We start from the raw sequence: 13049 nt of genomic DNA, 5'->3' as shown, positions 1-13049 counted from the left end.
TCAGTCCAGCGCGCCGGTGGAGACCATCCGCGTCCCCTCACGGGTCACGGAGGACCACTCGGCGTTGAGCCCGTCGCCCTCGGCGGGCCAGAGGGTCAGTTCCGACTCGTCCACACAGCGGTCCTCGGGGTCGGAGGTCTCGGTGTAGGCGTACACGAGGCGGTCGCCGTCGCGTGCCGACAGCTCCAGGGTCCCGGAGCAGGAGAAGGTGGTCCAGGCGGTGCTGCCGCGTTCGGCGCCCTCCTCGATCCGCACCTCGGCGTCCCACTCGGCGACGGGCTGGCCCTCGGTGTCCACCTGGCTCATCCGCCCCGACCAGGCCCCGACGAACTCCTCGGGGTCGGACATGGTGGTGACGGTGTCCTCGGGGGCCCCGTCCAGACGGGACCAGGCCGCGAAGCCGCCCCCGCCGATCAGGAGCAGCGCGGCCAGGGCCACGGCCGTCCTGGCGAACTGGCGGCGGCGCCTGCCCGTGTGCCGGGTCGATCGGGGCGGCGGCCAGAGGGACATCTGGCGCACCGGGGTGGAGGAGTTCCCGGGCTCGTCCTCGGAGCCCGCCCGGAGTTCGGGTGCTGTGTCCATCCTCGCCATCCTCACGACGGTCCACCCGCTCCGGCGGAGCAGGGGTACGCATGTACAGCGACCGAGAATAGATCACCCGAACGCACCACATCCGACCAAGAACGACAAGACGGATGTGATGCACGGCATAGGAGACCCGGGCGTGCCGGGGCCCCTCCGGGCCTCCAGGCGGGGTCAGGACCGGTCGTCGGCCCGACCGCCGACCGAGGCGTCGTCAGCCTCGGGGGTGGTTTCGGACACGATTTCGGGGGAGGTTTCGGGGGTCGCCTCGGGGTCGGCACCGAAGTCGGACGCCGGAGCGGCGTCCGAGGGCGCGTCCTCCGCGCGGGCGTCGGCCACGGTGGGCGCGGGGACGAGGGTCACGCTCTCGACGTCGTCGGTGGCCCCGTCGAGCTCGTCCTGGCCCGGCAGGTAGGCGCCCGGGCTCGGTCCCGTGCCCCGGGGCACGTAGGACGGGTCCAGGCGGGCCAGCCGCCACTCCAGGTCCTCGATCCGCTCCTCGCGCTCGCGCAGGGTGGACGTGAGCCGCACCAGCAGCTCGTCGACGGCGCGCACGTGGTACCCCCACATGGACAGCGGAACGAGGAGACCGGCCAGGTCACGGGAGCCCACCGGGCGCCCCTCCGGCAGGTTCAGCGGAGGGAAGTCGGCCTCGAACCGGGCGAGCTGCCCGCCCTTGCCGAGCACGACGAAGACCACGCCGACGAGGACGGCGAGCGCGGCGGCGGCGACCAGGATCAAGATGAAGAAAGGCACGGGACCGATCGTGCCACACCGCCGCACTCCCCAGGGAGCGCCGGGCATGGGAGACTCGGCGGGTGTCGAACGCACCCTTCCGAGTCCTGACCCCGACCGCGCCCGGCGCGGACGCGGGGGATCCCGCCCCCTCCGAGGACGGTCCGGGGAACGGCGCCCCCTGGACGGTGGACGCCGGTCACCGGCCCCCCGCCGCCCGGGTCGAGGCCCTCGTCGCGGAGGGGCACACCGTCCTGGTCCGCTGCACGCGGCCGGACGGCGGGGAGCCGCGCACGGACCTTCCCCCGGCGCCGCCGGGGATCGTGGGCGCGGTCCCGGTCGCGGCGGCCGAGGAGGTGGCCCTGGCGACCGTGTACGCCTGGACGGGCGCGAGGGTGTTCGTCACCGACCACCCGGAGCGGGTCCGGCGGGCCCTGGACATGGTCGCCTCGGTGCGCGGCGATCGCCCGCCCGCCGCCGTGCGCAGGGGGCTCGCCTGAGCGGCGGCTAGCTGGAGGGGCCTGCCTCGTCGCGCTCGAACCTGTTCTCCAGGTGCAGGTGCGCCTGCTGGATGATCCGCACGGCCTCCTCCGGGTCGTCGGTCACGTACAGGAGCTCCATGTCGTGGTCCGCGACGAGGCCGTGCTTGAGCAGGCTGTCCTCCACCCAGCCGCGCAGGCCGCCCCAGAACTCGGTGCCGATCAGCACCACGGGGAACCGGGTGATCTTCTTGGTCTGGACGAGCGTGATCGCCTCGAACAGCTCGTCGAGGGTCCCGAACCCGCCGGGCAGCACCACGAAGGCCTGCGAGTACTTCACGAACATCGTCTTGCGGACGAAGAAGTACCGGAAGGTCATCCCCATGTCGATGTACGAGTTGAGCGACTGCTCGAAGGGGAGCTCGATGCCCAGGCCCACGGAGAGCCCGCCCGCCTGTTGGGCGCCCTTGTTGGCCGCCTCCATCATGCCGGGGCCGCCGCCGGTGATCGTGGCGTACCCGGCCTCGGCGAGCCGCGCCCCGACCTGCACGCCGAGCTCGTAGAACTCGGAGCCGGGCTTGATCCGCGCCGAGCCGAACACGCTCACGGCGGAGGGGAGCTCGGACAGCAGCCCGAAGCCCTCCACGAACTCCGACTGGATACGGAGCACGCGCCAGGGGTCGGTGTGCACCCAGTCGGCGGGGCCCCGCCGGTCGAGGAGCCGTTGGTCGGTGGTGGTGTCGGGGATCGCGCGGCCGCGGTAGGTGAGCGGTCCGGCACGCCTCACGTTCTCTTCTTCCGTCATGCTCGTAAAGCTATCCATCCGTGGCGGGACCACACCCGAACGACGCGTGTCGGTCCGGTGACCGGTAGCGGACACGGAACCGCCCACCAGGGCCGGGGCCCCGGCGGGCGGTTCGCTGTCCGGGTTCGCTCAGCGCCGTCCGGTGAGCCAGGCCACCATGCGCTCCTCGGCCTCGCGGATCTGCGTGATGCTCGCGTACTCGTCACGCGTGTGGGCGAGCATCGGGTCGCCGGGGCCGTAGTTGACCGCGGGCACCCCCAGCTCGGAGAAGCGGGAGACGTCGGTCCACCCCAGCTTGGCGCGGGCCTGCCCCTCACCCACGGCGGTGACGAAGGCCGCCGCCGAGGGGTCGTCCAGACCGGGGCGGGCCGGGGCGGAGGAGTCGGTGACCGTCACCTCGAAGCCCGCGAACACCTCGCGCAGGTGCGCCTCGGCGTCGGCCGGGGAGCGGTCGGGGGCGTACCGGTAGTTCACGCGGACCACGCACTCGTCCGGGATGACGTTCCCGGCCACGCCGCCCTCGACGAACACCGCGTTCAGCCCCTCGTGGAAGGTCAGGCCCTCCACCTCGGGCTGGCGGGGCGTGTAGGCGCGCAGCACGTCCAGGATCGCCCCCGCCTTGTGGATGGCGTTCTCGCCCTTCCACGAGCGCGCGCTGTGCGCCCGCCTGCCGTAGGCCGTGACGTCCACGCGCATGGTGCCCTGGCAGCCGCCCTCGATGACGCCGTCGGTGGGCTCCATGAGGATCGCGAAGTCACCGGCCAGCCACTCCGGGTGGTTCCGGCTGAGGCGGAGGAGGCCGTTGCGGACGGCGTCCACCTCCTCGTTGTCGTAGAAGACGTAGGTGACGTCGTGGACCGGCCCGGTGACCAGAGCGGCCAGCTTGAGCTGGACGGCCACGCCCGACTTCATGTCGGTGGTGCCGCAGCCGTAGAGGCGGTCGCCGTCCACGTGCGAGGGGACGTTGTCCACGATCGGCACGGTGTCGAGGTGCCCGGCGATCACCACGCGTCGGTCCCGCCCGAGGTCCGTGCGGGCCACGACGGCGTCGCCGTCCCGGGTCACGGTCAGGTGGGTCAGGGCGGACAGGGCGTTCTCGACCGCGTCGGCGAGGGCCCTCTCGTCCCCGCTCTCGGAACGGATGTCCACGAGGGCGGCGGTCAGGTCCGCCACGTCCGAGGTCAGGTCCAGCATGGTGTCGCCCCGTTTCGGTGAGGTGAGTGGATGGGTCTCGCGCATGGCCACCCTAGAACAACGGCGGGGCGCCCTCCCCGGATGGGAGGACGCCCCGGACGTGGGCGCGCGGTGCGCGACCGGGCGCGGAGCCTAGGCGTTGACGCCGTGCTCGCGCAGGAGGTCGTTCAGGGCGAGCTTGTCGTGCTCCTGGCCCTCTTCGAGGCGCTTGAGCACCAGCAGGACCGGCATGCCGAACTCGCCGCCGGGGAAGCTCTTGGTCCGGCTGGAGGTGACGCACACCGACCAGGCCGGGGCCTCGCCCCGGGCCAGTTCCTCGCCCGTCTCGGCGTCGAAGACGCGCGTGGAGGAGGTGAGGATGGTGCCCGCGCCGAGCTTGGCGCCCTTGCGCACGCGGGCGCCCTCGACGACCATGCTGCGCGAGCCCAGGAAGGCGTCGTCCTCGATGATCACCGGGGAGGCCTGCGGCGGCTCCAGGACGCCGCCGACACCCACGCCGCCGGAGAGGTGGACGTTCTCACCGATCTGCGCGCAGGAGCCGACCGTGGCCCAGGTGTCGACCATGGTGCCGGAGCCGACGTAGGCGCCGATGTTGGTGAAGGACGGCATGAGCACGACGCCCGGGGCCAGGAAGGAACCCCAGCGGGCGATGGCGCCCGCGACGACGCGGACGCCGTCGAAGCGGGTCTTCAGGGGCATGCGGTCGTGGTGGTAGAAGTCACCGACGTGCGACTCCTTCATGTCCAGGACCTTGAAGCCGAGGAGGATGGAGCGCTTGGCGCGCTCGTCGACCACCACGTCGTCCGTGGCGGGGTCGACGAAGGCCACGCGGGCCTTGCCCTCGTCGATCTGGTCGATGGCGCCGGTGATGACGGCGCGCGCCTCGGCGTGGTCGGGGGTCAGTTCGGAGCGCCGCTCCCAGAGTTCGTCGATCTGGTCGGGCAGCGGACTGGTGTACGAGCTGGTCATGTGAACCCACGTTAGCCGCTCGTCCGGGGTGGGTCGTCTGCGCCCCGCCCGCTCCGGATGAGCCTTTGGCCACTCGTGCCGACGGCCTCCCCGGGCCGGGGCCGACGGCGGTCCGGAGACGGGCCGGGTGGCCCGGTCACGAGGCGGAACACACGTTCCACGAGGGTTCCCGTCCACGGTTCGCGGCGCAGACTACAATTTCGCGCAGGCTCGTCCGGGAACCGCCTCCGACAGGGAACCCGACGCGCCCAGCACACCGCCTCGGCCCTCCCCTCGGGTCCGCGACCGGTGGGCTCCACCCGTCGCCGACCCTTGGTTCGCCCGTGCCCAGTAAACGCAGGACGTTCTCCGCGTTCGCCAAGATCCTCCTCATCCTCACCTTCGTCTGCGGGCTGTTCGTGGGCGGGGCCTACTACGTGCTGACCACGTTCGAGCCGCTGGACACGCGCGAACGCCCCGAGCCCGGCTGCCGTCTGGCGCTCCCCGAGGGCCGCTACGACATGGAGATCACCCAGGCGGCGAACGCGGCGACCGTGGGCGGCGTCGCCTTCAGCCGCGACCTGCCGGAGGAGGCGGTCACGGTGGCGTACGCGACCGTGTGGCAGGAGTCGACCTTCTACAACGTCGAGTACGGGGACCGCGACTCGCTGGGCCTCTTCCAGCAGCGGCCCTCGCAGGAGTGGGGCGACCCCGAGGAGATCCTGGACCCGGTGTTCTCCAGCCGGTCGTTCTACGACGAGCTGGAGGAGGTCGGCGGATGGGAGGACCTGCCCGTTTACGAGGCCGCCCAGCGGGTGCAGCGCAGCGCGCACGGGTTCGCCTACGACCAGCACGAGGAGCTGTCCTCCGGGATGGCCGAGGCCTTCACCGGGCGCGGCGGAGCAGCGGTGACCTGCTGGTTCGACGAGGCGACCCTGGAGTCGCTGCGGGCGGGGGACGCGGACACCGCCGGGGCCGAGGAGGAGATGGCCCGGGTGTTCGGCACCGACCCGGCGGAGCTCCCCGTGCCGGAGGGGCAGGAGGGGCGGACCGGTGACCTGGGCTGGGCGATGGCCCACTGGGCGGTCGTGCACGCCGAGGAGTACGGGCTCACGTCGGTGTCGTACGGAAACCAGCGGTGGCGGGCCTCGGAGGGCATGGACGGCGCGCAGAACTGGACCGAGATCGAGGACGCGAGCCAGGACACGGGCGGCCGCGTCGTCCTGAGGTAGGGCCGCCCCCGGACGGAACGGGTCCGTCTCCGGGGGCGTTCCGAGCGGCGGCGCGTTCCGTGGCCGGGGGCCCGGACCGCACCGCCGGACATCACTCGGCCAGGCGCTTGGCCGCGGCCTCGACCCGCTCGTCGGTGGCGGTGAAGGCCACGCGGACGTGGCGCTCGCCGGTCGGGCCGTAGAAGGCGCCGGGGGCCACCAGGACGCCGCGCTCGGCCAGCGCCTCCACCGCGCCCCACGAGTCGTGGTCGGGGTGGCTGGCCCACAGGTACAGGCCCGCGTTGGAGTGCTCGACGCTCCACCCCGCGCCCTCGAAGGCCGCGCGGAGCCGCGTGCGACGGGCCCGGTAGCGCTCCTTCTGCTCGGCGGCGTGCGCGTCGTCGTCCAGGGCCGCCCTCATGGCCGCCTGCACGGGCGCGGGCACGATCATGCCCGCGTGCTTGCGCACCGCGAGGAGTTCGGCCACCAGGTCGGGGTCGCCCGCCACGAAGGCGCCGCGGTACCCCGCGAGGTTGGAGCGCTTGGACAGCGAGTGGACCGCGAGGAGGTTCTCGTGGGAGCCGCCGCACACGTCCGGGTGCAGGATCGAGACGGGCTCGGCGTCCCAGCCCAGGTCCAGGTAGCACTCGTCGGAGGCGACGATCGTGCCGCGCTCACGGGCCCACTCGACCACCTTGCGCAGGTGGTCGGCGCCGAGGACGCGGCCCGTGGGGTTGGCGGGCGAGTTGACCCACAGCAGCTTGACGTCGGCCGGGCCGAGGGCGGTGAGGCTGTCCGAGGCGACGGCGGTGGCCCCGGCGATGCGCGCGCCCGCGTCGTAGGTCGGGTACGCCAGTTCGGGGTGGACGACCGTGTCGCCGGGGCCCAGGCCGAGCAGGGTGGGCAGCCAGGCCACGAGTTCCTTGGAGCCGACCGTGGGCAGGACCGCGCCGTCCGCGACCCGGACGTCGTGGCGGCGCTCCAGCCAGCCCTGGATGGAGGCGCGAAGTTCGGGGGTGCCCCAGGTCAGCGGGTACCCGGGCGAGTCGGAGGCGTCGGCGAGCGCCGCGCGCAGGTTCGCGGGCACCGGGTCCACGGGGGTGCCGACCGAGAGGTCGACGATCCCGTCCGGGTGGGCGGCGGCCGTTCTCTTGTACGGCGTCAGCCGGTCCCACGGGAAGGTCGGAAGCCGATCGGTCACCGGTCGACGTTCACCCATCGGTGCACTCTCCATTCGGTTCTCGGGCCGTTCAGGTCTCGGTCGGGCCCCACACAACAGCGTCGCGCCGACCCCGGGTGGGATCGGCGCGACACGTCACGTCGGCCACGCGACCTCTGCGCCAAGGGGTCGCGCGCGGCTCACTCGGCCTGCGGGGGCAGCTTGGCGACGATCGGGTGGTCGCGGTCGATCTTGCCGACCTTGGAGGCGCCGCCGGGGGAGCCCAGGTCGTCGAAGAAGTCGACGTTGGCCTTGTAGAACTCCGACCACTGCTCGGGCAGGTCGTCCTCGTAGTAGATGGCCTCCACCGGGCAGACCGGCTCGCACGCGCCGCAGTCCACACACTCGTCCGGGTGGATGTAGAGCATGCGGTCACCCTCGTAGATGCAGTCCACGGGGCACTCGTCAATGCACGCCTTGTCCAGCACATCAACACAGGGCTGCGCGATGACGTAGGTCACGTCGTACTCCTTGTCTCACCCCCGCTAACCCGCGGGGAGGCGGGGACCTTCAGAGGGCACCGGCACCGGTTCCGACGTGCGGGCGTCGTTCGTGGTCCGGGCTCTGTAAAGCGATTGGCACAGATGTCGTACTCCTAGTATGGCGTCGGAGAACACCCATCGCACACTCGGGGGGTTGGAAACCATGCACCTGGGCGGTCGACTCGTCCACAGGATCACTCCGGAGGACCTCGGCGCAAGGGTCTCCGTGCGAATCACCCGCGCCGAGGGCGGCTTCACCGATATCGTCGGCGTGGTGGAGTCCTGGACCGACGGCGTGCTCACGCTGCGCAGGAGGGACGAATCGACGGTGGAGGTCACCGAGGCCGACGTGGTCGCGAGCCGTGTCGTTCCCCCGGTACCCCCGCGTCGGCCCCGCTAGGGGGCGAGGCGCCCACAAGCTGGAATTCTTCGGCCTTTCCGGGGTAGGACAGGCACAGCCCGGGACGGTGAACCCCCAACCGTGACCCCGGGCCGACAACGGAGCACCGTACCCGGCCGTCCCACCCCCGGACGGGCCGGGCACGAGGTACGCGGGGAGGTGGCGCCCATCATGAGGGAGGCAGTCGCGTCCGCACTCGCCGAGCTGGCCCGGCGGGACGAGCGGGCCGCCGACCTGGCACGACTGGCTCTCGACACGCTCGCCCCCGAGCAGGAGATCCAACGGCTCAACCAGCACGCGGTACAGCGGTTCTGCTGGTACGAGCTCCCCATGCGCTTCCAGGACTCGGCCGACGACCGGCTGTTCGCGGCCCGTTCCCTCGGCCACCTCTTCCAGCTCCTGAAGCTGAACCGGTACGCGGACGTGTGCCGGGCCTCGGAGACCGCCACCCTGCTGGCGCTGTACGACGCCGACCACACGGCGGGCCTGGCCATGTACGAACGGCTCATGTGGGAGTCCGGGGTGGAACCGCCGGACCTCCCCGAACTCACCTGGGGCACCAGCGTGGGCGACGTGGAGCTGCACGCCCGGGGGGAGACCGCCGCCGCGCTCGAACTCGCCATCACGCTCGGGGACATCCGCCCCGGGAAGAGCGGCTGGCGGCCCGCCCAGGAGCGGTTCGCCCGGTCCTTCCTCACCCAGCCCGACCACCGGGGGCTCAGCCACCTCGACCGGGTCCGCGAGGAGCGGGTCCGGGCCTGGATCTCCTCGTCCGCGCACCCGCACCGGCAACGGCTGTGGCCGCTGGTGGGTCAGATCATCGCCGGGGCGGACGTGCCGCGCGGTTCGACGGCCGCGATGGCGCCGCTGCAACGGATGCTGGACCTGGCCGCCGACGGGATCGCCCTCACACAGATCGGGTACATTTCCCCCGGCGTGGTCAGGCAGCTGTGTGAGGACTTCGGCTGGACCACCACCCCGGAACCGCCGCGCAGCGAGACCGACGCCACCCAGATCATCGCCCTGCACCAGGTACTGCGCACGATGCGCGCCGTCCGCCGGTCCGGGCGCCGACTCGAACTCACCCGGCGCGGGCAGCAGCTGCGCGAGGACCCCGAGGCGCTGTGGCAGGCCGCCACCGAGACGCTGTGCCGGACCGGCGGCATCCAGCAGGCCGCCGCCGAGACCCTGCTCGGGATGCTGCTGGGCCGCTCGCCCCAGGGGCTGGGCTCGCACGCCCGCCCGGCCACCTCCGACGCCGAGGCGGCCGAGCGGACCCTGACCGAGTCCGGGTGGCGACCGGTGGACCCGCCGGTGGCCGCCGGACGGCACGCCGCAGCGCACCGCCGCACCGCGGAGACCGCCTCCGACCGGGTGCGCGCCATGGTGATGGCGGTGGGCTGGCTGCTGGAGGCGCTCGGGCTGGTCACCGGGGACGACTCCGACGGCCGCAGGGAGCTCACCCCGGCGGGGCGCGCGTTCGCGGTGGCGTGCCTGCACAAGTCGGCGGTCGCGCCCCGCGCGGTGGTCTGAGGCGGCGTCCGCGCCCCGGACACCCGATGCCATACTTCCCCTCGGCCAGCGCCCCGGGGACGGGTGCGGCCGTCGATCCGGGGAGGCACCCATGTCGCGTCAGGTCACCGTCGTCACGGGCGGGAGCCGGGGCATCGGCGCGGCCACCTGTGCCCGGCTGGCACGGGACGGCCACGACGTGGTTCTCGGATACGCCCGTGACGAGGCCGCCGCGCTGCGGACCGCGGAGCGGGTGCGCTCCGCCGGGGGCCGGTGCGCGACCGTGCGTGCCGACACCTCGGAGGAGGCGGGGGTGGAGCGGATCTTCGACACCGCCGTCGCGGAGTTCGGCCGGGTGGACGGTCTGGTCAACAACGCGGGGGTGACCGGTCCGCTCGGCGCGTTCGCGGACGTGTCCACCGAGGACCTGCGCCGCGTGGTCGACGTGAACCTGCTGGGTTACCTGTTGTGTTGCCGACGCGCCGTGCGGGAGATGAGCGCGGGCGGGGGCGCGATCGTGAACGTCTCCTCCGCCGCGGCCACCCTGGGCAGCCCCGGCGAGTACGTGCACTACGCCGCGACCAAGGCGGCCGTCGACACCCTCACGGTGGGGTTGGCCAAGGAGCTGGGACCGGTGGGCGTGCGGGTCAACGCGGTCTCCCCCGGCATCACCGAGACCGACATGCACGCCGCGATGGGCGCTCCCGACCGCCCCGTCCGGGCGGCGTCGCGCATCCCGCTCGGTCGTGCGGGGCGTCCCGAGGAGATCGCCGGGGCGATCGCCTGGCTCCTGTCCGCGGACGCCTCGTACACGACCGGCACGGTCCTGAGGGTCGCCGGAGGAATGTAGGGCGAGGTCAGGGCGGGGACCCGGTGGGTGAGGCACCCGCTGCGAGGAGGTGCGCGCCAGGGCCTAATCTGGAGCGCGAACCACCCGCGACCAGCAGGAGCATCATGCCCACGCCCGAGCCGCCGCAGCCGGCGGACCCCGACGCCGTGACCGTTCCCGACAGCGAGGCGGACCCCGGCGAGCGGGAGCGCGCCGCCGACCCGTGGTCGCGGATGCCCGACGACGCCCTGAACGCCTCGGGGGTCGGCTCCGACCACGCGGACGGCGGGGACGACGCGGAGGGCACCGGTTCCGCGCCGGATCGCGGGGCCGACGGGGGCTCCGACGCGGGAGGGGACGCGCCCGAGCGCGCGGAGAGCTGGGCGGACTTCCTGCCGAGCCCGGTGTTCCTGCTGCTGCTCGGCCTGGCCGGGTTCGCGGGCTGGCTGTCCTGGACCCACGCCGAGCTGGACTGGGCCGCGGAGGGGACGTCGGTCACCCCGCTGATCCCGCCGCTGCTGATCCTGTTCGGGTGGATCGTCTCCGTGGCCGTGCACGAGTTCGCGCACGCCCTGGCCGCCTACCTCGCCGGGGACCGCTCCCTGCGCGGCAGCGCCTACCTGCGGTTGAACCCGTTCGCCTACCGTGAGGCCTTCGGCGGCCTGGTGCTGCCGATCGTGTACCTGGGGGTCGGCGGGTTCGGCCTGAACGGGCCGCCCACCTACGTGGACTGGGACCGCGTGCCGAGCCGGGGGCGCCGGGTCATGGTGGCGCTGGCCGGGCCGCTGGCCAGCCTGGTGCTGTCGGCCGTGCTGGCGCTCACCGTCTCACTGCTGGTCCCGGTCGGCCAGGACACCACGAACTGGGCGATCTCCTCGCTGGCCTTCCTCGCCATGGCCAACATGACCAGCGCGGTGGTGAACCTGCTGCCGCTCCCCGGTCTGGACGGGTACCACGTGCTGGCCGCCTTCCGGGGCGCCGGGTGGACGGAGTTCGTCCGGGTCAACGGCCTGTTCTGCTCGATCGCCGTGTTCGCCGTCCTGTGGCTGCCGGTGGTCCGGGACGTGTTCGAGAAGGCGGGGTACGCGCTGTTCGACCTGATCCTGCCCAACCCGACCATCCCCGGGATGATGTTCCACGGGAAGCTGCTGCTCCAGTTCTGGGCCTAGCCGGGCCTAGATCGCGTTGGTGACCGCGGGGGTGGGGCGCGGCGGCAGGACGAGGCTGCGCATCACCCCGACGGCCAGGGCGATCATCGAACCGAACAGGAAGACGTAGTTGGCCGGTTTGGCGGAGAACACGATGTTCCCGCCGGTCAGGTAGCCGACCATGGCCAGCATGACCACCAGGTAGCCGACCGCGAAGGCCACGGCACCGGACTGGCGGCGGCTCCCCCACCCGGCCAGACGGCACAGGGCGTACACCACGGCCAGGTAGGCGACCACCGCCACCACTCCCCCGACCTGCTGGGAGAGGCCGAGGTCCCAGAAGTGGGAGACCCAGCCCATGGCGAAGCCGGAGAGCACGCCCACGCCCAGGCCCGTGACCAGCAGCACCGCGAAGGAGAGCACGGTCATCGCGGACGACGCGAACGGGTGGGGGCTGCCGTGCGGCACCGGGGCCGGGCTCGCCTCGTTGTCGGGAGTCTCAGGAGTGGTCACGGAAGACGAGGGTAGGCGCTCCCGGGCGGGAAGGTGGCACGCTCCCCCCGCCGCACCACGTCACAGCCCGGCGAACAGGTCCGACTCGTAGCCGCCCTCGTCCGGACGGGGCGGCGACCCCAGCAGCAGGGTGAAGTACTCGACGGCGTCGATCTCCTGGGCGATGTCGTTGGACAGCGCGAACCGCTCCCCGTCCACGGTGATCTGGGTGGCGTGCGCCCGCATCGCCAGGGCCTTGGCCGCCCAGTGGTCGGAGGCGTCGATCCGGGTGGTGACGATCGCGTCGGGGGTGCCCCGGGCGATGTCCGACACCTGCTTGGGCGGGGTGAAGGGCCCCGCCTCCTCGTTGAGCCGCGCGATGGACTCCTCGATGCGGGACACCGGCTGGGCGATCGCGTAGAGCTTGCCGACCCGCCACGGTGTGCCGGGCATGGCCCGCTCGTTGGCCTTGGCGCAGGCGCGGCGGGTGATCCGGTGGGCCTGCACGTGGTCGGGGTGGCCGTAGCCCCCGTGTTCGTCGTAGCTGACCAGCACGTGCGGGCGGACCTCGCGGATGATCTCGGCCAGGCGGCGGGCCGCCTCCTCGACGTCGGCGCCCCAGAAGGCGCGGGGGTGGTCGTTGGTGGGGCCGCCCGCCATCCCGGAGTCCCGGTAGTGGCCGGTCCCGCCGAGGAAGCGGTGGTCGCGCACGCCCAGGGCCACGCAGGCCCTGTCGAGCTCCCCGACCCGGTACTCACCCAGGGTGTCCTCGCGGTCGGAGGTCAGGTGGGCGAGATCGGCGGGGATGACCTCGCCCTCCTCGCCCAGCGTGCAGGTCACCAGGGTGACCCCGGCCCCCTCGGCCGCGTACTTCGCCAGAGTGGCACCGGTGACGATGCTCTCGTCGTCCGGGTGCGCGTGCACCATCATCAGTCGCCTGTCCATCACGCAGCGAACAATACCGGGCGGATACGTGCGTCCCAGCCCAAACGCGACCATCCACCCGACGGCGG

The 13049-nt window shown here is 72.8% G+C and carries 15 protein-coding genes; 6 read left to right on the top strand and 9 right to left on the bottom strand.

Going from position 1 to position 13049, the window contains the following annotated elements:
• Both AC0VYM_RS04900 and AC0VYM_RS04895 read right to left on the bottom strand, forming a co-directional pair.
• On the bottom strand, positions 1-582 hold the full coding sequence (locus AC0VYM_RS04900; protein ID WP_475459428.1) for a hypothetical protein: 582 nt from the start codon (positions 580-582) through the stop codon (positions 1-3).
• A 174-nt stretch (positions 583-756) separates the two neighbouring features.
• Positions 757-1338 carry a hypothetical protein gene (locus AC0VYM_RS04895; protein ID WP_475459426.1) on the bottom strand — a complete coding sequence of 194 codons (582 nt, stop codon included), beginning with the start codon at positions 1336-1338 and terminating at the stop codon, positions 757-759.
• Positions 1339-1400: 62 nt separating this feature from the next.
• On the opposite strand from AC0VYM_RS04895, the gene AC0VYM_RS04890 reads away from it, so the two are divergent.
• Complete coding sequence (locus AC0VYM_RS04890) at positions 1401-1817, top strand: hypothetical protein (protein ID WP_475459424.1); 417 nt, start codon at positions 1401-1403, stop codon at positions 1815-1817.
• Positions 1818-1824: 7 nt separating this feature from the next.
• Here the strand turns inward: AC0VYM_RS04890 and AC0VYM_RS04885 are convergent, their stop codons facing one another.
• The 3 genes from AC0VYM_RS04885 to AC0VYM_RS04875 form a co-directional block, all read right to left on the bottom strand.
• The gene (locus tag AC0VYM_RS04885) at positions 1825-2601 is read right to left on the bottom strand and encodes an LOG family protein (protein WP_475459422.1); all 777 of its coding nucleotides are present in this window, start codon (positions 2599-2601) and stop codon (positions 1825-1827) included.
• Positions 2602-2730: 129 nt separating this feature from the next.
• Positions 2731-3795 carry a succinyl-diaminopimelate desuccinylase gene (dapE, locus tag AC0VYM_RS04880; RefSeq protein ID WP_475462938.1) on the bottom strand — a complete coding sequence of 355 codons (1065 nt, stop codon included), beginning with the start codon at positions 3793-3795 and terminating at the stop codon, positions 2731-2733.
• A 132-nt stretch (positions 3796-3927) separates the two neighbouring features.
• Positions 3928-4764 (bottom strand): 2,3,4,5-tetrahydropyridine-2,6-dicarboxylate N-succinyltransferase, encoded by an 837-nt coding sequence (locus AC0VYM_RS04875; protein WP_475459420.1) that lies wholly within the window; start codon positions 4762-4764, stop codon positions 3928-3930.
• Positions 4765-5087: 323 nt separating this feature from the next.
• On the opposite strand from AC0VYM_RS04875, the gene AC0VYM_RS04870 reads away from it, so the two are divergent.
• On the top strand, positions 5088-5975 hold the full coding sequence (locus AC0VYM_RS04870; protein WP_475459417.1) for a hypothetical protein: 888 nt from the start codon (positions 5088-5090) through the stop codon (positions 5973-5975).
• Between the two features lie 91 nt (positions 5976-6066).
• Here the strand turns inward: AC0VYM_RS04870 and dapC are convergent, their stop codons facing one another.
• Together dapC and fdxA are read right to left on the bottom strand one after the other, a co-directional pair.
• Positions 6067-7173 carry a succinyldiaminopimelate transaminase gene (gene dapC, locus AC0VYM_RS04865; protein ID WP_475459415.1) on the bottom strand — a complete coding sequence of 369 codons (1107 nt, stop codon included), beginning with the start codon at positions 7171-7173 and terminating at the stop codon, positions 6067-6069.
• Between the two features lie 140 nt (positions 7174-7313).
• Positions 7314-7634 carry a ferredoxin gene (gene fdxA, locus AC0VYM_RS04860; protein WP_014908468.1) on the bottom strand — a complete coding sequence of 107 codons (321 nt, stop codon included), beginning with the start codon at positions 7632-7634 and terminating at the stop codon, positions 7314-7316.
• A gap of 184 nt (positions 7635-7818) precedes the next feature.
• Here fdxA and AC0VYM_RS04855 point away from each other — a divergent pair, with 184 nt between their 5' ends.
• From AC0VYM_RS04855 to AC0VYM_RS04840, 4 genes are all read left to right on the top strand, one after another.
• Complete coding sequence (locus AC0VYM_RS04855) at positions 7819-8055, top strand: putative acetyltransferase (RefSeq protein ID WP_475462937.1); 237 nt, start codon at positions 7819-7821, stop codon at positions 8053-8055.
• A gap of 171 nt (positions 8056-8226) precedes the next feature.
• The gene (locus tag AC0VYM_RS04850) at positions 8227-9588 is read left to right on the top strand and encodes a hypothetical protein (protein WP_475459412.1); all 1362 of its coding nucleotides are present in this window, start codon (positions 8227-8229) and stop codon (positions 9586-9588) included.
• A 91-nt stretch (positions 9589-9679) separates the two neighbouring features.
• The gene (locus tag AC0VYM_RS04845) at positions 9680-10417 is read left to right on the top strand and encodes an SDR family NAD(P)-dependent oxidoreductase (protein WP_475459410.1); all 738 of its coding nucleotides are present in this window, start codon (positions 9680-9682) and stop codon (positions 10415-10417) included.
• Positions 10418-10521: 104 nt separating this feature from the next.
• Positions 10522-11565 (top strand): site-2 protease family protein, encoded by a 1044-nt coding sequence (locus tag AC0VYM_RS04840; protein ID WP_475459407.1) that lies wholly within the window; start codon positions 10522-10524, stop codon positions 11563-11565.
• Between the two features lie 6 nt (positions 11566-11571).
• Here the strand turns inward: AC0VYM_RS04840 and AC0VYM_RS04835 are convergent, their stop codons facing one another.
• On the bottom strand, positions 11572-12057 hold the full coding sequence (locus tag AC0VYM_RS04835) for a hypothetical protein (protein ID WP_475459404.1): 486 nt from the start codon (positions 12055-12057) through the stop codon (positions 11572-11574).
• Positions 12058-12117: 60 nt separating this feature from the next.
• Positions 12118-12984, bottom strand: a complete 867-nt coding sequence (gene mshB / locus AC0VYM_RS04830; RefSeq protein WP_475459402.1) for an N-acetyl-1-D-myo-inositol-2-amino-2-deoxy-alpha-D-glucopyranoside deacetylase — start codon at positions 12982-12984, stop codon at positions 12118-12120.
• Positions 12985-13049: the final 65 nt, after the last annotated feature.

The sequence above is a fragment of the Nocardiopsis sp. iso_237 genome, from assembly GCF_056173345.1.
This window is presented reverse-complemented; position numbering and strand designations above follow the sequence as displayed.

Excerpts from the sequence above, each read along its gene's own strand:
- AC0VYM_RS04875 (WP_475459420.1), bottom strand. The coding sequence starts at position 4,764 with ATGACCAGCTCGTACACCAGTCCGCTGCCCGACCAGATCGACGAACTC.
- AC0VYM_RS04840 (WP_475459407.1), top strand. The coding sequence starts at position 10,522 with ATGCCCACGCCCGAGCCGCCGCAGCCGGCGGACCCCGACGCCGTGACC.
- AC0VYM_RS04850 (WP_475459412.1), top strand. The coding sequence starts at position 8,227 with ATGAGGGAGGCAGTCGCGTCCGCACTCGCCGAGCTGGCCCGGCGGGAC.
- AC0VYM_RS04845 (WP_475459410.1), top strand. The coding sequence starts at position 9,680 with ATGTCGCGTCAGGTCACCGTCGTCACGGGCGGGAGCCGGGGCATCGGC.
- AC0VYM_RS04855 (WP_475462937.1), top strand. The coding sequence starts at position 7,819 with ATGCACCTGGGCGGTCGACTCGTCCACAGGATCACTCCGGAGGACCTC.
- dapC (WP_475459415.1), bottom strand. The coding sequence starts at position 7,173 with ATGGGTGAACGTCGACCGGTGACCGATCGGCTTCCGACCTTCCCGTGG.
- AC0VYM_RS04900 (WP_475459428.1), bottom strand. The coding sequence starts at position 582 with ATGGACACAGCACCCGAACTCCGGGCGGGCTCCGAGGACGAGCCCGGG.
- AC0VYM_RS04885 (WP_475459422.1), bottom strand. The coding sequence starts at position 2,601 with ATGACGGAAGAAGAGAACGTGAGGCGTGCCGGACCGCTCACCTACCGC.
- dapE (WP_475462938.1), bottom strand. The coding sequence starts at position 3,795 with ATGCTGGACCTGACCTCGGACGTGGCGGACCTGACCGCCGCCCTCGTG.